Genomic DNA, 17342 nt, shown 5'->3' with positions numbered 1-17342 from the left:
GTCGCGGCAAACGCGGCCCGGCGACGTCCCGAGCGACGCCGCCAGAAGCGACACGGTCAGAAGGCGCCCCAGCGCCGCAACGACATGGCCTTCTTGACCCGCGCAGTCGCCAGTTCAATCGCTGCCTCGCGCGGCAACTGGCCATGCTCCGCGGCGGCCTCAAGCACTGCGCGCGTGTTCTCGCGCACCTTCGTGGCAATCGCGTCGAGCGCCATCGCCTGGTTACCGCCAGCGTACTCGACGGCCGCGCAAATCACTCCGCCAGCATTGGCGATGAAGTCGGGTACGCACAACGCGCCCTTCTGATGGAGATATCCCTCGGCTCCACGCGTAAAGGGAATGTTTGCGCCCTGGATCACGAGGTGCGTCTTCAGACGAGCCACGTTATCCTCGCGCACGACGTCAGGCCGCGCGGCAGGAATCCAGATCTCGCAGTCGACGTCGACGACCGCGTCGCGCCCGGCCTTCTCGCCGCGCGGGTAATCGACCACCGATTTGCCTTGGGTCTTGAGGTCGTCGAGTAACGCGAGATCGATGCCGGCCGCGTCCACCAGCGTGCCGCCAGAATCGGCAACGCCGACGACGATCGCCCCCTTCTGTGCGAGAAAATGCGCGGCATGGCGGCCCACTGCACCGTAGCCCTGGATCACCATGCGCGCACCTGCGAGCTCGAAGTTGCAGTACGGCACGGCGACTTCCGCTGCATGTGCGATGCCCCAGCCCGTAGCGCCAATCTGGTCCAGCGGGATGCCGCCGAGCTCGCGTGGCAGCCCTACCGAGCGGCCGATTTCGTCCTTGACCCACGCCATGCACGTTTCATCAGTGCCCATGTCGGGTCCGAAAATGTAGTCGCGGACGTCACCAAGTGCGCACGCAAGGCCCCGAATCAGACGCTCCTTGCCCTCACGCGGCATTCCGGGATCGCCATATAGCACGACCTTCCCGCCGCCGTGCGCGAGTCCCGCAGCAGCGTTCTTGAACGTCATCGCGCGTGCGAGGCGGACGCACTCCTCGGTACTGACATCGGGCGCCATCCGCAGGCCGCCGATTGCCGGACCCGCGGCGACGTTGTCCACAACCAGTACAGCGCGAAGACCGATCGACGCGTCGTGGACATGGATGATTCTGGTGGGCCCCAATTCGTCTGCGAAACTGAATATGTCGTTCATCGTTCATCTCCCACGCCATGGCGACGAATCGCTGCACGTACCGTCGTCTAATCGCGCGAATTGCCACGACGCTGTCTGTCGGCGCGCACCGCTTCGCCTGCGTCGTTACTCTTGATGAACATAGGACGTCTAAAACCCGGGCGCTTGATCCGAGTCAACTTGGTGGCCCGGAGCAACTCGCTGGTTAGCCGGATCGGGAGGCGGCATCCGGATCGCTGAGTAAGCCCGTGCTTGAAGCATGGCTTGATTGCGTTGAATTACGTCGAACCGCCCACCAGCACCGCGACAAGCAGCAGGATCAGGGATAACGAAAACATAAGCAGACCGAAAACAATAAGTAAATAATTGATGCCATCCGCCCCAGTCTTTTGATGTCTTGGTTCCATCAACCGCCATCCGTGGAATCGCGTCTGCGCAGCACCGGCCACTGAGACTCTCTCTGCGCGCTTCTCGCCTGAAGGACGCTCTGCGCCTCTAATGCGGGCGCGTGATCTCGGCCATGCATGCGCCACACTCCCCCTGGCGGGGGATAATATCTACAACCCTGGTTTGATTTTTTTCTCTCAGGTTCCGTCTGATGCACGGATCGAATATCCGCTTCCTGCACTTGCAGCAAGTCCACTTGCCGAAAGCAAATCGACAGGTTTCTCCAGCATTCAGAGAGCCGGACTCGCGTAGTCGTCGGGCCGCTCGCATGGGATACCGACGCCGACGAAGAAGCACACTCCCCGCTGACGCCTTTTATATCCACTCGCAAGGAATGGGAGGTACTGCGCATCTCGATCCATGGCGGTAAGTATTGCCGCGAACTCATTACCACCTGAAACGATGACCGATTACAACCCGATAAGTCCTTCATGTCAAGCGGTTGTATTGCCACCATTCGGGTGGTGTTTTGCGGAAGGAGGTCAATATGAACAACAGCAACAAAGCTGCGGCTCGCACCATAGGAACGGCTATTGCGCGCCGACGCTTGATAGCGGGACTGACTCAGGAACAGGTAGCCGAACGTCTCGGCATCGGACAAGAAGCCGTTTCGCGGATGGAGCGAGGCGTCGCGAACCTGACTGTCGCCCGACTTGCAACGCTCGCAGAGATATACCAGTGCAACATCGCACAGCTTGTCACGGAAACCTCGGACAGGGAGGACGACCAGGCGTTGGCGGTATCTGCCGTGTTAGGCCGACTGCACCAGTCAGACCGCACGCTTCTTATCGAATGGCTGAACGTATTCGCGACCCGGATACTGCAACGGCCGCGGCCAACTGCTGAAAAAGCCAGAAGTCTTTGATTGACAGGATAAAAATCGGCCCCTTTAAGGAACGGCTCGCTGCTCAGCAAAGCCGGGGGGCGAAAGCGGCACTCTGCGCTGCGGCGCACGGACCCCTGACACTCCGGTCGTCGCGCCGGGAGTTGTCACCACCGAACGGTACGACCGCGGTAGTCGAGGTACTCCAACCCAGAACGCCCCCGCTTGGCCAGTAGTACGTCAACGATCCCGGGTACGCTCTCGTCAATCGATAACCGCCCCTCAGGGCCGCCCAGGTCTGTGCGTACCCAGCCCGGCGCCATCAGCAGCATGGCGCGTGGCGTGTTGACCTGCCGTGCCGCGAAGCAGCGCATGAACTGGTTCAGTGCTGTCTTGCTGCCCCGATAGACTTCACGCTGCCCCGACTCATTGTCGGCGACGCTGCCCTGCCCGGACGACATGACGCCAATCAGCCCTGCCGCGGGCACCAGATCGGATAGCCGCTCGACAACGCGCATCGGACTCAGCGCGTTCGTAATCATGAGGTTGACAAAATCTACAGTGGAGACCTCGCCTATAGTCTGCGTCGGATCAGGATTAGTTGTGCCGGCGTTGACGAACAGAATCTCGAACATACGGTTAGACAGGTGTGTGTGCAGCGAATCGATTTCGTGGGGCCGAGTGATATCGACCGTTGCGACCTCAACTCTCTGTGGATATTGATCCGCCAAGGCGTGCAGCAATGTGGGGCTTCGGCCGGCGCGCACGGTACCGACCACATTCCAGCCTTTGGTCACGAATTCGGCGGCCATGGCGTACCCGAGGCCGCGAGAAGCACCGACGATCAGAATCGTTGGCGTGCAGGAACATTGAGCGTGGGTCATGAGATTTGTCGTCCTTGAGCGTTGCGATGGCTTCAATTCTGGCTACCGCAATCGATTTGAACCAGACGCCTGAACTGCAAACCAGGGTTGCACAGAACGCCATGGCTATCTGGCGATCCGATATGCTGTGGGCCATGTCTCGCGTCGATCTCAATCTCCTTACCGCTCTGGAAGCGCTGTTGACCGAACGTAGCGTTACGGCAGCGGCGCGGCGCCTGGACCTCAGCGTATCCGCCATGAGCCGCACACTCACACGTCTGCGCGCGGCGACCGGCGATCGGCTACTGCTACAGGCCGGCCGTTCGCTGGTCCTCACACCCTATGCCGAGCAATTGAGCCAGCGCCTCCCCGCCTTAGCGAGGGAAGCCCAGGCTGTACTCAGTCCTCCGGAATACCAGTTCGATATTGCGACTTTGGAACGCAGCTTCGCTGTACGAGCGGGCGAAGGATTCATCGATCTTCTCGGCGCCGCGCTAATGGAGCGGCTCAGCCGTATCGCGCCTCGCGTTCAACTGTGTTTCGCGCCGAAGCCAGATTGGGATGCGCAGCCGCTGCGTGACGGAACAATCGACCTCGAGATTGGCACCGTGAGGACTTCCGCACCCGAGATCATGACGCGCCTGCTTTTTCGCGATCGGTATGTCGGCGTGTGCCGCCTCGGCCATCCAATTCTGCGCGATTCCGGGGTGTCCGTTGAGCGCTGGGTCGAGTTCGGCCACGTGCTGACTGCGCGATCAGGTGAGGCATCGAATCCTGTCGATGTGGCGTTGGCAGATCGCGGTATGCAACGAAAGGTAGCAATGGTAGTGCCGTCGTTCACCAGCGCCATGCAGGTGGCCCGTCGCGGCGACTTGCTCGCCGTCATCCCGCATTCCTGCGTGGGGAATGCCTTCGCGCCTGAACATGCGGCTGCGAATGGACTGCAGTGGTTCGAACTGCCTGTCTCGACATCTGCGTTCAATGTCTCGTCAATCTGGCATCCGCGCCTTGACCATGATCCCGCCCATCGCTGGCTTCGCGCCGAAATTCTGGCGGTGTGCCGGGCCGCTTATCCACCCGCCGGCGGTGATGGATGCGGCCGAGGCTCGATGCAGGCCATCGGGCGGCACGCGGCTTGCGAATACGTAGGCTCTCAACCCGACGATGAGGCTAACGATGAACGAAGACAGGATTAAGGGCCAGTGGAAGCAGCTGTCCGGCAAGTTGAAGGCAAAGTGGGGCAAGCTGACCGATGACGACCTTCAGGTGGCCAGCGGCAACAGCGAGTATCTCGTGGGGCGGATCCAGGAGCGCTACGGGATCGCGCGCGACGAGGCCGAGCGGCAATTGAAGGACTTCAACAGCACACTGTGACGGAGAAGGGACGCGCCGCCAGCGGCGCGTCTGCCGATCCGACGCCCAGGCGGTTTGACGGCTCGACTCGCGAAGGCCAATACGACGGGTTCGACACATCACCGTCGACGTGCACACGCTCGCCGACGCCCCGTTGCGGCTGCGTCCACCAGTTGAAGCTTCGGTGGCTGCCGTCGGCCATTCCCGTTGTCGCCGTCCTAACCGTGGTTATCGCCGTTACTCAGCCTTTGCTCCTGCTGCCTGGGAAACGCCCGCGACAAATCAGTCGCCCGACGAGCATCCAGAGCCCGTTTTTAACGTCTCGATCTCCTCCAGCAGATCGAGCGCGAGCGCAATGCCCGGCGCGTTGATCTGAAGGTCTCGAGCCAGCCTGAAAGCGGTGCGTACGCGGCCCAGCGAAGCGCCGCTGAACCGCCATTCCTGCGGCCCGGCGCCTTTCGGCTCGAAGGCGCCTTCAGCAACCCAAAGGGTTATTTCTTCTTCCGATGCGCCGCTTATCCGACTCATGTCGACGAGCGTGAACTCGACGTCTTCATCGACAATCTGGCCCACCAGACACGTTCTCTCAGCGCTCTTCATAATGAAGCTATCCATAAAGCCGCGCACGCGGGTCAAAGTTGAACGCTTGCCGCATCGTGTTGTACGCCGCTTTGGCTGGCTCGCTGTCGGCCGGCGGCAATACGATGTTCAAGATCACGTACAGGTCCCCCGGTGGGTTCCCAGGAATCCCCTTGCCCTTGAGCCGCAAGCGCCTGCCGCTAGCCGAGCCCATTGGCACCCTCATTTCCACCCTTCCGTCTGGCGTCGGCACGGTGACGGGCCCGCCAAGCGCCGCTTCCCAGGGCGCCACCGGCAAGTCGAGCAAGACATCGGGGCCATCGACGCGAAAGTGCGGATGCTCACGAAACGCAACTTCCAGATAGAGATCGCCGGCCGGCCCTCCACCTGCTCCGGCCCCACCCTGGCCTGCGAGCCGCAAGTGCTGCCCCGCCCGCACACCCTTGGGAATCGCAACGCTTAACGTACGGGATTGCAGCGATACATGACCCTGTGCATCGACGACAGGCAATTGCAGCAAAATCGAGCGCTGCGCTCCTCGATAAGCATCTTCGATATCGATGACCACCTTGGCATGGTGATCCTGTCCCATGGCGTGCGAGGGCCGCGCATGCGCTGCTCGTGCACGGCCAAACATTGCTTCGAAAAAATCATTCAGATCGGCGTGCGTGCCGGCATTCTCGCTCGCTCCGCTGAATTCGAAACCTTCGTCCCAGTTCGGCGGCGGCTGGAATTCCTCTCCGGCGCGCCATTGAGTACCCATGCGATCATAGGCTGCACGCTTTTCCGGATCCTTGAGCACCTCGTAGGCCTCGCCCAATTCCTTGAAGCGATCCTCCGCGTCACTGTGCTTGCTGACGTCCGGATGGTATTTGCGTGCGAGCTTGCGGTAGGCGCGCTTGATGTCGTCCTGAGCCGCCGTACGCTCCACGCCGAGGATCGCGTAATAGTCTTTGTATTTCATTTGAAAAATACGTCGATAGCATTCGCAACCAGAAAGGCGCGTGTCGTCCCCGATCGAGAATAGAAGACGACGAGACATTTCCTCCGCGTCACTGCAATTCTCCTTGAGGTGCCTGCTGCTCTGCAAAATTCCCGTCTTCATCTCACTAAAGTGGACCCGTCAGTCAAGACACTTTTCTGCTTGATTTAAGCTGTAATCGCGTCCAACTGCACAGCTGCCCGGCGCTGCCCCGTCCTGCATTCCTTTCCCGGCCCTTCATCCGTGTGGCCATATTTATCGACGATCAGGGCGCCGCCACCGACACCCAGGCGATAGACCTGATCCGGAGTTGCGTATCCCAGCGACTGGTGCGGGCGTTCGGCGTTGTAGAATGCAAAATATTGTGCCAATCCCACCATCAGCTCGCCCATGTTGGCGTAGCCCTTCAGATACACATCTTCATACTTCACGTTGCGCCACAGTCGCTCCACGAAGATGTTGTCCAACGCCCGCCCGCGTCCGTCCATGCTGATCGCCACGCCCTCGCGTTTGAGCACGGCCGTGAAGGCATCGCTGGTGAACTGGGCGCCTTGATCGCTGTTGAACACATCGGGCTTGCCATGCTCGCGCAGCGCATCTTCCAGGCAGTCCACACAAAATGAGGCGTCCATGCTGTTGCTCACGCGCCAGGACAGCACCCGCCGCGAGTACCAGTCGATGACCGCGACCAGGTAGGCGAAGCCGCGTGCCAGCCGGATATACGTGAGGTCCGTGGACCACACCTGATTGGGCCGCGTTACCGCCACCCCGCGCAGCAGGTAGGGATAAACCTTGTGCTGCGGGTGGGGCTGACTCGTCGCCGGCCCCGGGGCCATGCCCGCCAGGCTCATCTCGCGCATCAGCCGTTGCACACGCTTGCGATTAACGCGCCAGCCGCGACCACGCAAAAACACCACCATGCGCCGGGAGCCGTAGAACGGGCGATGCGTGTATTCCTCGTCGATCAGCGCGCGCAGCTTCAGGTCTTCCTCGTCCTTACGGGCCTGCCGCAATGCCGCGTCCAGTCGTCGGTACACCGTGGCGCGTGGCACGGCCGCCAGTTCACACTGGCGCGTCAGCGGCAGCCGGACATCACCGTGCTCGATCCAGGCCAGGCGCTTCTCCTTGCTTACTCCCCCAACTTTTTTTTAAGCCAGTCCACTTCCATCTTCAGTCGCCCGATCTCGCCGTATAACCGGTCCTCGCTGCTGTTCTCGTCCACCGGCTTGGGGCCGCGCTTGACCTCGAACAGGGCGCCTGCCTTCTCCAGAATCTCCTTCTTCCACTGCCCGACCAGTACCGGATGCACTCCATATGTCTGCGCAATTTCGCTGACCGTCTTCACCCCGCGTACCGCCTCCAAGCCGACCTTCGCCTTGAATTCCGGCGTGTGCACCCTGCGTTTTTTTCCTTCGCTCATTCTCTGCCATCCTTTCGCGGACGACAGCTTAAACTACCGTCTCAAACTCGGGGTCCACTTTACACCAAACCGTGCGCGAGACGTTGACGGACGAATCCAGTATCAAGTCCAGGCGGACTTCTGGCTTGATGTGCATCAAGTGGTAGTGCGCCATTGAGATACCTGTGAACCCGAGCTAGTCGCCGAGCTTTTCTACACGCACCGCAACCACCTTGTATTCCGGAGTACGAACCAGGCGGTCGCGAACCGGAGAAGTCAATCGGTTAATGAACAGGTCGGGACAATGAAAAGCGCTGAATAGCTGCCCTGCCCGCATTGCCCCGCTGATATGGACCGTCAGATCCGCCGCCCCGTAGCGGCTCGATATATGCACGGTTTCTCCTTCGACGAAGCCGTAGCGCGCAGCGTCGTCGGGCGCCATGTCGAGCGTGTCCGACGCGCGCAGCAACAGGTTGGCGGTGCGTTGAGTCATCGTGCCTGCGTTGAACTGGTAGAGCGTGCGCCCGGTGGTGAGCAGCAGTGGATAGGATTCGTCGGGTTGCTCGACCGTCGGGACATATTCGACCACGGCCAGTTTGGCAGTCTTCGCACCCGCGAAGCGCTCCCGATGCAGCACGGGGGTCCCCGGATGGCTTTCGTCCGGGCACGGCCACTGAAGGTCTGCGTGCTCCAGTCGCGCATAGGTGAGCCCCGCACCATCGGGCCATAGCGAACGGACTTCGTCCCAGACCGCTTCGGGGCCGGTGAACTCGAAGCCGCGCGGCTTGCCCAGGCGCGCAGCGAGCGCCTGGATGACCCACCAGTCCGGCCGTGCCTCCCCCGGGGCTGGCAGCGCCGTGCGAATGCGCTGCACACGCCGGTCGGAGTTCATGAACGTGCCGTCCTTTTCGAACGACGAGGCAACCGGGAAGAAGACCGTACCGAACGACCGCGCCGTCTCGTTCATGAACAGATCCTGCACGATCACCAGTTCAAGTCGTGCCAGCGCCGCGGCCGTGTCGTTTGCATTGGCGAAAGAAAGATAGACGTCATAACCCATTGCCCAAAGCGCCTTGAGCCGGCCTGTGCGAGCCGCGTCGATCATTTTGGGCAAATCAAGGCCACGGCTGGCCGGCAGTCTGGCGCCCCACACCTGTTCGAAGCACGCACCCGCGACATCGATTGCCTGCGCGCCTGTCAACGACGCCGGATCGCAACCCATATGCGCCGCACCTTGCACATTGTTTTGACCACGCAGAGGATTGACGCCGGAGCCATGCTTGCCGAGGTTGCCGGTCAGCAGCGCCAGATTGACGAGCGCCATCACGCCTTCGCTGCCCTGAAGGTGCTCCGTCACGCCAAGGCCATGAAAGCACATGGACGGTCGGCCGCCCGCATACAGCCGCGCGGCAGCCCGAATCGCCTCTGCCGGCACGCCGCACGCGTCGGCCACGCTCTCGGGCAAGAAGTCGGCCACGTGAGCGGCGAAGGCGTCGAAGCCCTCCACGCGCTCGGCGAGGAAGCGCCGGTCGACAAGATCTTCCTCGATCAGGGTGGCAGCCAGCGCATTGAAAAGCGGCACATTGCGCCCGGGGTGCACTGCCAGGTGCACATCCGCCAGTTCCGCGAGCTCGGTGCGGCGCGGATCGATGACCACCAGGCCCGCCCCCTTGAGCACGGCCTGCTTGATGCGCGCGCCCACGACAGGGTGACCCTCCGTCGGGTTCGCCCCGCAAATCAGAAAGGCATTCGCCTCGTCGATGTCGTCAAAGCTGTTCGTCGCGGCGCCGACGCCCAGCATGGTCTTGAGCGCTTTGGCGCTGGGCGTGTGACACACGCGGGCACAACAGTCGACATTGTGCGTGCCGAGCACCACGCGGGCGAACTTCTGCACGAGGTAGTTTTCCTCGTTGGTCGCGCGTGCCGAACCCAGCACGCCGACCGCATCGGGCCCGTCGCGCGCAACGATTGCTTCGAGCTTCGAAGCGGCAAAGTCGAGCGCTGCGTCCCAGCTCACTGCCTGCCAGTTGCCGTCGCGGCGAATCATCGGCTGCATGATGCGATCAGGAGCATGGTTGTACTCGAAGGCGTATCTCCCTTTCACACACGCGTGCCCCCGGTTGACGGGGCTGTCGGCCGGCCGCATCGCCACCACGCGGCCATGCGCCGTACCCACGTCCAGTTGACAGCCCACTCCGCAATACACACAGGTTGTACGTGTCCAGACAGCCGGCTCGACGCCGACCCGTTTGTCGAACAGCGCCCCGCTGGGGCAACTGTCCACACAGGCACCGCAACCCACGCACCCTCCGGCGAGCAGCGTCGAGCCTTTGCCGGGCGAGATGCGCGTGCCGTCGCCACGCCCCCAGGCCTCCCAGACGAATTGGCCTTGCACCTGCTCGCAAATGCGGATGCAGCGCTCGCAGTAAATGCAGCGCTCCATCGCCACGCCGATATAGGGGTGCGTCTCGTCCTGAAACAGCCCCTCCTGTCGCACGTCTCCAGGCTCCACGCCGTGCGCGGCAAGCAGGCGATGGAATGGATGGTCTGGCTCGGCGGCGCATGCCGCTGCAGGATAGTGCGCGGCGATCAGCTCGAGGTTAGTGCGGCGCAGGGCGTCGAGTGCTTCGCCACGAGTGCGCACGACCATCCCCGCACTCACTTCCAACGCGCAGCTTGGAACGGGCCGCGCCTGACCGGACACGTCAACCACGCACAGTCGGCACGCCCCGGACGGCTTCACGCGACTGTCGTGACAGAGATGGGGAACGGCGGCGCCGGCTGCCGTCAATGCATCGATCAGCAGCGTGCCGTCCGCGACTTCGTGAGAGATACCATCGATAGTCAGCTGAACCATCTGCGCAACTCCTCGCGATAGTGCCGCTGCACCGAGAGGACGAACTCGGCCAGCCCACGCCCGTGGCCGCACAGGCTCGTCTGCGCGAGCGCGTCAATCAGGCGCTGATAGCGCGAGGCATCGATCGGAGCGCCTGCCGCAGCAGCATCGCTCATTGCCGCCAGCAGCGGTGTGCCGAAGTGGCAGGGCGTGCATTCGCCACAGGACTCGCGGGCGCCGAACCGGAGCACCTCTGCGATGATCTCGATGATGGGCGTGTCGTCGGCAAACGCGATGACTCCACCGTGCCCGACCGCGCAGTCGATGGCCTGCATTTCCTCGTAGCCGAGCCGCGTGGTCATGCACTCTGGCGGCACGATGCCGGCGAGCGGCCCGCCCACCATCAAGCCTTTGAGCGTGCCACGGCGCAATCCCTGCCCCAGTTGCCCGACAACGTCCGCCAGCGAGATGCCGAACTCCACCTCGTACAGCCCGGGGCGCCGGAACAGCGAATTGAGCGAGAGCAGCTTGGTACCACGGCTGCGCGAGAATCCGAGGTCGGCATAGGCTGCCGCGCCGTGTATGACGATCCATGGCACGGCACACAGCGTCTCCACGTTGTGGACCAGCGTGGGAGCACCTTGGAGGCCATGCTCGGTAATCTGGGGCGGCCGTAGCCGTACTTCGGGACGGCGCCCCTCCAGCGCATTGAGCAGCGAAGTTTCTTCGCCGCAAATGTAGCCCCCCTGGCCAACGACCAACTCGAGCTCGAATGACGGGTGGGGCCACCCTGCTGCGCGCGCCTGCAGTAACGCAGCCGAAAGCACCCGCGCGGCCCGGGGATATTCTTTGCGTAGATAGACGTAGCTGCGAGATGCGCCCACGGCGTAGGCAGCGATCGCAGCCGCTTCAATCAGCCGGAATGGATCGTCTTCGAGCAGAAACCGGTCGGAAAACGCACCGGGGTCGCCCTCGTCGGCGTTGACGATCAGGTACCTGGTGCGCCCGGGCGCGTTCGCGAGCGCCTGCCACTTGATGCCTGCCGCAAAGCCCGCACCGCCGCGTCCACGCAATCTGGATTCCTGCACCATCGACACCAGTTGGATCGGCGTCATGGCACGCGCTTTGGCGAACGCCGCACCACCTCCACGTTCGAGATAGCTCGCCAGATCGCGCACCCCGCCCGCCAGCACGTTGCTCAACAGCACGGTATGACGCGCGCAGGCGCCAATATACGGGCGGATGTCGTGCTCGCTATCGCTGGGGCTCTCGTAGCATTTGCCCAGACAGTACACGGCAGGACGTTGGCCGATCGCGGCCTGCCAGCGCTGCGGCTGATCGGCTCGCGCGGCAAAACAGGCCAGACCCGCACACGCGCAACCCGTCATCTCGCGCTGACCAAGGTGATAGAACGAGTGCGCCGCTGCGTGGCGCTGGAGCGGTTTCACCGGTTTCCTCACTCAAAAGACCAGTCCTGTTTCGGCCCGGTAATCAGCACTGCATTGCGCCACTCTCGCAAGAAGACTCGACCGATCTGCTTCGCGCTGACTCGCCCGCACCCTTGTCCTCCCAGGCGATCCAGCCCAGGTCAAGCGCCGTGGTGCTCGCAAGCCGATGGCAGGTTCACCTCTTCGACGGCTCATGGCTTTCGGGCGCAACCACTATCGGGCTTTCACAGAAGCTCGAGCGCCAGCGCGATGCCCTGTCCTCCGCCAATGCACAGCGTCACGATCCCGCGCCGCCCGCCGCCACGCTGCATCTGGTGCAACAGCCGCGTGGTCAGCACCGCGCCGCTCGCACCGATCGGATGACCATGAGCAATCGCGCCACCCTCGGCATTGACAACGTCTTCCGCAAAGCCCAGCTCGCGCAGGCATGCCAGTGCGATCGCCGCGAACGCCTCGTTGATCTCCACGCGATCTACATCGGATACAGACCAGCGGGCGCGTGCAATAGCCTGTCGCACTGCAGGAATCGGGCCCAGGCCGAAGAAACCGGGGTCCACGGCTCCCACGCCATAACTGACCAGCCGGGCCATGGGTGTCAGGCCATTGCGTTCGGCCCAGCTTCGCCCGGCAACGATCAGCGCAGCTGCACCGCTGTTCAGGCCGGGCGCGTTGCCTGCGGTAATCGTCCCGTCCTTGCGAAAGGCCGGTTTGAGTCGGGCAAGCGATTCGGCGCTGGTGTCTGGCCGATTGTGCTCGTCGCGGACAAACACCGTGGGCCCTTTGCGACCCGGCACTTCCAGCGGCACGATTTCGGCATCGAAGAAGCCGGCGTCCTGAGCCTGTGCGAAGCGTTGCTGGGAGCGCAGCGCCCAACGATCCTGGTCCTCGCGAGAGATGCCGCACTTCGCCACCAGGTCTTCAGTGTGCCAGCCTGAATGCTGACCGCTGAAAGCATCATTGAGCCCATCGAGCAGCATACTGTCGAACAACGTCACGTCGCCCATCCGGGCACCCCAACGCCCTTGCGGCAGCAGATAGGGGCTGCGATCCATGTTTTCCATGCCACCTGCGATCGCGCATTCGATCATGCCTGCCCAGATTTCGGTGGCCGCACTCGCGATGGCTTGCGCGCCCGATCCACACACGCGGTTGACCGTTAGCGCCGGAACGTCGACCGGCAATCCCGCGGCGATGCCGGCCTGCCGCCCCGGATTCATCTTCACGCCGGCCTGAATGACATTGCCCATGACGAGCGAATGGACCTTGTCGGCGGCCAATCCTGCGCGCTTGAGGCTTTCACGGATAACCGCAGCGCCAAGCGTCGGCGCTGGCAGGTCCCGGAGGGTCCCGCCGTAGGTACCAATTGCCGTACGTACCGGGCTGCACAGGACAACTTCAACGTTGCTCATGAGCTTGCTCCTCAAAGGAAGGACGCCCATGCGGTTCTGTTTCCGCATTGACGGCCTTCCATGATGGCAGTGGCAGTCGCGACCTTTTTGACGTAAATCAAGACAGGTACCGTGGCCGCTCTCAAGCTGAGACACAACGATGGTTGGACCTTATGGTTTGTGACAGAGCGGAGAATCTGCCGTGAAAGACATCGAACGGGAGATCTTGCGAGGTGCCGTTCGTGCGCCGTGCCGCGTCACCGCCAGAATCCGAATCAGGAGATGGGACGAAAACTCATGCGTACAGACATCGATGTGGTAGTCATCGGAGGTGGCCAGGCCGGCCTTGCCACCGCCTACTTCCTGCGTCGTGCGGGACTCGACTATTTCGTGCTGGACGACCAGAGCGCCCCCGGAGGCGCCTGGCGACATACCTGGAACTCGCTCCACCTGTTTTCGCCTGCGCAATGGAGTTCGCTGCCAGGCTGGCAGATGCCCGTATCACACGACACATACCCGTCGCGCAACGAGGTCATCGACTATCTGGCGCGATATGAGGACCGTTATCACTTCCCTGTCCGGCGCCCCGTTCATGTCAAATCCGTTTCACGCGTTCAGGATGGCCTGCTGGTCACCGCCGCTCACGAAGAATGGCTGGCAAGGGCAGTCGTGAGCGCGACCGGCACCTGGAGCGCGCCCTATGTCCCGGACTACCCGGGACGCGAGAACTTTGGGGGTCGCCAGATGCATTCGGCGCAATACCGCAATCCTGACGATCTGCGCGGACAAAACGTGCTGGTGGTGGGCGGCGGCAACTCAGGCGCACAAATCCTGGCAGAGGTATCGACCGTCTGCAACGCTACGTGGGTGACAGTGCAGGAACCCGTTTTTCTTCCAGACGACGTGGATGGCCGGGTCTTGTTCGAACGCGCGACAGCCAAATGGCAGGCTCTGCGCGACGGGCGCACGATAATGGCGCCGGTAGGAGGTTTGGGCGACATCGTCATGGTGGCCCCGGTACGGGAGGCGCGTGCGCGAGGCGTGCTGCACGCAATGCGTCCGTTCAGCCATTTCGATGCCGACGGCGTCGTCTGGAGCGACGGCACGCATTCCCGCGTCGATGTCGTGATCTGGTGCACCGGGTTCCGCCCCGCACTCAAACATCTTGATCCGCTACAAATCTGTGACGCCAACGGATTGCCGAGGACAGACGGGACGCGCGCCAGCGACGAGGAACGCTTGTGGTTTGTCGGTTACGGCGAGTGGTGCGGCGCCGCCTCTGCCACGCTCATCGGTGTAATGCGTAGTGCTCGCGACGCGGCGGGAGACATAGCCCAATATCTGCGCGCCATACAGCCGCGCAGCACGTCGGGACCGTAGCCGATGACACCGCTGCGATGATGCCACTGGCAAATGAGATCTAGCCCGCCCATTAAGGCAGCCCGGCGCGGCGCGCGCATCATCAAGGCCAGGCCCCCCACCAGCAACCCGGCTCCGGTCCAGGCTGTAACGATAGCGGTAGCACGCAAGAGCCGGACATTCGCTGGAAAGCCCCACCACACACCAGCCAGACTGAGCGTGACAAGGTAGGCGGGTGCGACCAGACTGCACGCTCCGATGCGTCCGTGGCCAGTGTTCATGGATGACCATCAATTTGCCTGCTGCCGAACGCTGGCGTTCGGCCGCCGTCGTTCCGCCGGCGAATGCACTGAACCGAGCCGTTGCTGCCACTCCATCTCGCGGATTGGCGATGGCCGTTCACAAATGCAGACTGGTCGCTCGATGACGCACAGTCTCTGGCGCTAGATCAACAGCTCCAACGTTTCGAACAAGGCGAGGTCTTCCTTTTTCGCCGAGCGCGCATGTCGGCGTATGACTTGAAGCAGGCATTCGATGAAGGCGACGGCCGCGCGGCTCAGCGTGCTGTTGCGGCGTGTGACGATGCTCAGTTGTCGGGGTTCGAACGCCTCGCGCAATGCGAGCGGCTTCAGGCGGCCGCCGAAAGGCGGCACGCTGCTCAGGATCGTCGGGCTCCACGTGCACATGTCTGCCTGCTCGACCATGGTCTGCAGCGTCGCTACCGACTGCGCACGCACGATACGGCGCTCGTCTATCTGCGCGCCGTGGCGCGTGAAGAGATAGTCGATGAGATCTCGCTGGCCGTCCGGGGCAAAATTGAGCACCCAGTCCTCGTCCAGCAATTCGTGGATGGAGCGCGCCCGCGCCTTCCGATGGCCTTCGCGCACCATCACCGTCGACTCGTAAGCAAGCACTGGTTCACACGCGAACTCCTGCGCGCTCGCACCGGGCTGCAACTGCCCGATGGCGAAGTCCATGCTGCCTTCGCGCAGCAAAGGCTGGGCGACCGCCATCAGTCCTTCAATCAGCTCCAGGCGGATATCCGGCATGCGCTTGCGAAAAAGTTGCACTGCTTCTGCAAGAAACGTCAGCGTAATCCACGGCGTGACGCCCACCATGAGGCTGCCTTCCATTCGCCCCCTCAGGCGCTCCAGGTCGCTGTGCGCGTGTTCGAGCTGATTGAGCACGAGGCGCGCGTGCGTGAGCAGCACCTTGCCATGCTCGGTGAACGTAATGCCTTCCGGCGCGCGGATCAGTAGAGGAAGACGCTCGCTCGCCTCCAGTTCGCGCAGCGCGCGCGTGACGGCGGCCTGGGAAAGCCCGAGCGCGCGGGCCGCGCCGCGGATGCTGCCGGCATCCGCACTGGCGACGAGTGCTTCCAGTTGGTGCAGTTTCATTTATGCAGAGACGCCGATTGGCGAAGGGCGACAACAAAAGGTTGTCATCATAACAAAACGCTGGCTGTTCCCCGGAATTTGCACTGCATACGATTCGATCCACGATGCACGCAAGGGTGAAGGAGGCGAATTGAATAGGCAGTGGGTTTTGGCGGAAATGGCGGCGATAGAAGCTGAAATGATTGCATTGCGCCACGAATTGCACGCGCAGCCCGAACTGGGCTTCGAAGAGCACACGACGAGCGCGCTCGTCGCTGCGAAGCTCGAATCGTGGGGCTATCGTGTGATGCGCGGCATCGGAGGGACGGGCGTGGTCGGGACGATCGAGCGCGGGCGGGGCTTTAATCTCGGACTGCGCGCCGACATGGACGCACTTCCGATACACGAGGCGACGGGCCTTCCCTATGCCAGCCGCAACGACGGTGTCATGCACGCGTGCGGCCACGACGGCCACACGGCGATGCTGTTGGCGGCCGCACGATGTCTCGCCCAAAAACCGCAGTGGTGCGGCACGCTGCACCTGATCTTTCAACCGGCTGAAGAGGGCCTGGGCGGCGCGCTCAGGATGATCGAAGACGGCCTGTTCGAGCGCTTTCCCTGCGACGCCGTGTTCGCGATGCATAACATACCGGGCTTCCCCGCTGGAACGATTGGTTTTCACAGCGGGGCGTTCATGGCCTCCGCGGATGAGGTGACGATCCGCGTGATCGGGCGCGGCGGCCATGCGGCAGCGCCTCAGCAGACGATCGACCCGATCGTGGTCGGTGCGTCGATCGTCATGGCGTTGCAAAGCGTGGTGGCGCGCAACGTGGCCCCGCATGATCAGGCCGTGGTCAGCGTCGGCGCGCTGCACGCGGGAAGCGCTTCGAACGTCATCGCGCCCCACGCGGAACTGCACCTGAGTGTGCGCGCGCTTTCGGCGCAGGTGCGCACCCTGCTGGAGCGGCGCATCCGCGAAGTGGCCGAAGGGCAGGCCGCAAGCTATGGCGCAAGCGTGGAGATCGACTACCGTCATTGCTACCCGGTGCTCGTCAACCACGAAGACGAGACCGAACTGGCCCGTCGCGTCGCGCTCGAATGGGGCGGTGCGCAGATGCTGATCGACGGGCTGCGTCCGCTCATGGCGAGCGAGGACTTCGCATACATGCTGGAGCGCTGCCCGGGCAGTTACCTCTCGATCGGCAATGGGGACGGCGCGCAGCATTGCTCGCTGCACCATCCCGGCTACGACTTCAACGATGCGAGCCTCGCCATTGGCGCGAGCTACTGGGTCAAGCTCGCGGAGCACATTCTGCAATAACTCTCGAAACAACTGATACG

The 17342-nt window shown here is 62.7% G+C and carries 14 protein-coding genes; 5 read left to right on the top strand and 9 right to left on the bottom strand.

All coding sequences use genetic code 11. From position 1 onward, the window contains the following. Nucleotides 1–56: 56 nt before the first annotated feature. On the bottom strand, nucleotides 57–1169 hold the full coding sequence (locus P5W98_RS31880; RefSeq protein WP_421028416.1) for a Glu/Leu/Phe/Val family dehydrogenase: 1113 nt from the start codon (nucleotides 1167–1169) through the stop codon (nucleotides 57–59). Nucleotides 1170–2082: 913 nt separating this feature from the next. Here P5W98_RS31880 and P5W98_RS31875 point away from each other — a divergent pair. Beyond that, the gene (locus tag P5W98_RS31875) at nucleotides 2083–2460 is read left to right on the top strand and encodes a helix-turn-helix domain-containing protein (protein WP_421028414.1); all 378 of its coding nucleotides are present in this window, start codon (nucleotides 2083–2085) and stop codon (nucleotides 2458–2460) included. 125 nt (nucleotides 2461–2585) lie between these two features. Here P5W98_RS31875 and P5W98_RS31870 read toward each other — a convergent pair whose 3' ends face one another. Next, nucleotides 2586–3302: an SDR family NAD(P)-dependent oxidoreductase gene (locus tag P5W98_RS31870; protein WP_421028413.1), complete on the bottom strand. Its 717-nt coding sequence runs from the start codon at nucleotides 3300–3302 to the stop codon at nucleotides 2586–2588. 134 nt (nucleotides 3303–3436) lie between these two features. Between P5W98_RS31870 and P5W98_RS31865 the strand changes: the two genes are divergently transcribed. After that, entirely contained in the window at nucleotides 3437–4477 is a 1041-nt protein-coding gene (locus tag P5W98_RS31865; RefSeq protein WP_421028775.1) for a LysR family transcriptional regulator, read from the top strand. After that, a complete protein-coding gene (locus tag P5W98_RS31860; RefSeq protein ID WP_421028412.1) occupies nucleotides 4458–4655 on the top strand; it encodes a CsbD family protein in 198 nt (65 codons plus the stop codon). The genes P5W98_RS31865 and P5W98_RS31860 overlap by 20 nt, the downstream gene beginning before the upstream one ends. Before the next feature lie 261 nt (nucleotides 4656–4916). On the opposite strand, the gene P5W98_RS31855 is transcribed toward P5W98_RS31860, so the two are convergent. From P5W98_RS31855 to P5W98_RS31830, 6 genes are all read right to left on the bottom strand, one after another. Next, nucleotides 4917–5249, bottom strand: a complete 333-nt coding sequence (locus tag P5W98_RS31855; RefSeq protein WP_421028411.1) for a chaperone modulator CbpM — start codon at nucleotides 5247–5249, stop codon at nucleotides 4917–4919. Beyond that, nucleotides 5242–6177: a DnaJ C-terminal domain-containing protein gene (locus tag P5W98_RS31850; protein WP_421028774.1), complete on the bottom strand. Its 936-nt coding sequence runs from the start codon at nucleotides 6175–6177 to the stop codon at nucleotides 5242–5244. Before P5W98_RS31850 ends, P5W98_RS31855 begins: the two co-directional genes overlap by 8 nt. 185 nt (nucleotides 6178–6362) lie before the next feature. Further along, a protein-coding gene (locus P5W98_RS31845; protein ID WP_421024845.1) for an IS3 family transposase occupies nucleotides 6363–7615 on the bottom strand; the annotation gives its coding sequence in 2 pieces (ribosomal slippage) (nucleotides 6363–7330 and nucleotides 7330–7615; 1254 coding nt in all). A gap of 175 nt (nucleotides 7616–7790) precedes the next feature. Further along, nucleotides 7791–10451, bottom strand: coding sequence for a formate dehydrogenase subunit alpha (fdhF, locus tag P5W98_RS31840; protein WP_421028410.1), 2661 nt, complete (start codon nucleotides 10449–10451; stop codon nucleotides 7791–7793). Beyond that, a complete protein-coding gene (locus tag P5W98_RS31835; protein WP_421028409.1) occupies nucleotides 10439–11878 on the bottom strand; it encodes an NADH-ubiquinone oxidoreductase-F iron-sulfur binding region domain-containing protein in 1440 nt (479 codons plus the stop codon). Before P5W98_RS31835 ends, fdhF begins: the two co-directional genes overlap by 13 nt. Before the next feature lie 224 nt (nucleotides 11879–12102). Next, nucleotides 12103–13287 carry a thiolase family protein gene (locus P5W98_RS31830; RefSeq protein WP_421028408.1) on the bottom strand — a complete coding sequence of 395 codons (1185 nt, stop codon included), beginning with the start codon at nucleotides 13285–13287 and terminating at the stop codon, nucleotides 12103–12105. Between the two features lie 276 nt (nucleotides 13288–13563). Here P5W98_RS31830 and P5W98_RS31825 point away from each other — a divergent pair, with 276 nt between their 5' ends. Next, nucleotides 13564–14646 (top strand): ArsO family NAD(P)H-dependent flavin-containing monooxygenase, encoded by a 1083-nt coding sequence (locus P5W98_RS31825; protein ID WP_421028407.1) that lies wholly within the window; start codon nucleotides 13564–13566, stop codon nucleotides 14644–14646. Between the two features lie 422 nt (nucleotides 14647–15068). On the opposite strand, the gene P5W98_RS31820 is transcribed toward P5W98_RS31825, so the two are convergent. Then, on the bottom strand, nucleotides 15069–16022 hold the full coding sequence (locus P5W98_RS31820; RefSeq protein WP_421028406.1) for a LysR substrate-binding domain-containing protein: 954 nt from the start codon (nucleotides 16020–16022) through the stop codon (nucleotides 15069–15071). Between the two features lie 178 nt (nucleotides 16023–16200). Between P5W98_RS31820 and P5W98_RS31815 the strand changes: the two genes are divergently transcribed. Beyond that, a complete protein-coding gene (locus tag P5W98_RS31815) occupies nucleotides 16201–17322 on the top strand; it encodes a M20 aminoacylase family protein (RefSeq protein WP_421028405.1) in 1122 nt (373 codons plus the stop codon). The last annotated feature ends 20 nt before the right edge of the window (nucleotides 17323–17342 follow it).

The sequence above is a fragment of the Paraburkholderia sp. A1BS-2L genome (assembly GCF_051125205.1).
Classification (GTDB): Bacteria; Pseudomonadota; Gammaproteobacteria; order Burkholderiales; family Burkholderiaceae; genus Paraburkholderia.
Note: the sequence above shows the minus strand (reverse complement) of the source record. Positions and strands in the feature narration are given on the sequence as shown.

What these genes read in the sequence shown, in the direction of transcription:
- P5W98_RS31875 (WP_421028414.1), top strand. Translation starts at nt 2,083, where the DNA reads ATGAACAACAGCAACAAAGCTGCGGCTCGCACCATAGGAACGGCTATT.
- P5W98_RS31820 (WP_421028406.1), bottom strand. Translation starts at nt 16,022, where the DNA reads ATGAAACTGCACCAACTGGAAGCACTCGTCGCCAGTGCGGATGCCGGC.
- P5W98_RS31870 (WP_421028413.1), bottom strand. Translation starts at nt 3,302, where the DNA reads ATGACCCACGCTCAATGTTCCTGCACGCCAACGATTCTGATCGTCGGT.
- P5W98_RS31815 (WP_421028405.1), top strand. Translation starts at nt 16,201, where the DNA reads ATGATTGCATTGCGCCACGAATTGCACGCGCAGCCCGAACTGGGCTTC.
- fdhF (WP_421028410.1), bottom strand. Translation starts at nt 10,451, where the DNA reads ATGGTTCAGCTGACTATCGATGGTATCTCTCACGAAGTCGCGGACGGC.
- P5W98_RS31865 (WP_421028775.1), top strand. Translation starts at nt 3,437, where the DNA reads ATGTCTCGCGTCGATCTCAATCTCCTTACCGCTCTGGAAGCGCTGTTG.
- P5W98_RS31880 (WP_421028416.1), bottom strand. Translation starts at nt 1,169, where the DNA reads ATGAACGACATATTCAGTTTCGCAGACGAATTGGGGCCCACCAGAATC.
- P5W98_RS31850 (WP_421028774.1), bottom strand. Translation starts at nt 6,177, where the DNA reads ATGAAATACAAAGACTATTACGCGATCCTCGGCGTGGAGCGTACGGCG.
- P5W98_RS31830 (WP_421028408.1), bottom strand. Translation starts at nt 13,287, where the DNA reads ATGAGCAACGTTGAAGTTGTCCTGTGCAGCCCGGTACGTACGGCAATT.
- P5W98_RS31825 (WP_421028407.1), top strand. Translation starts at nt 13,564, where the DNA reads ATGCGTACAGACATCGATGTGGTAGTCATCGGAGGTGGCCAGGCCGGC.
- P5W98_RS31860 (WP_421028412.1), top strand. Translation starts at nt 4,458, where the DNA reads ATGAACGAAGACAGGATTAAGGGCCAGTGGAAGCAGCTGTCCGGCAAG.
- P5W98_RS31855 (WP_421028411.1), bottom strand. Translation starts at nt 5,249, where the DNA reads ATGGATAGCTTCATTATGAAGAGCGCTGAGAGAACGTGTCTGGTGGGC.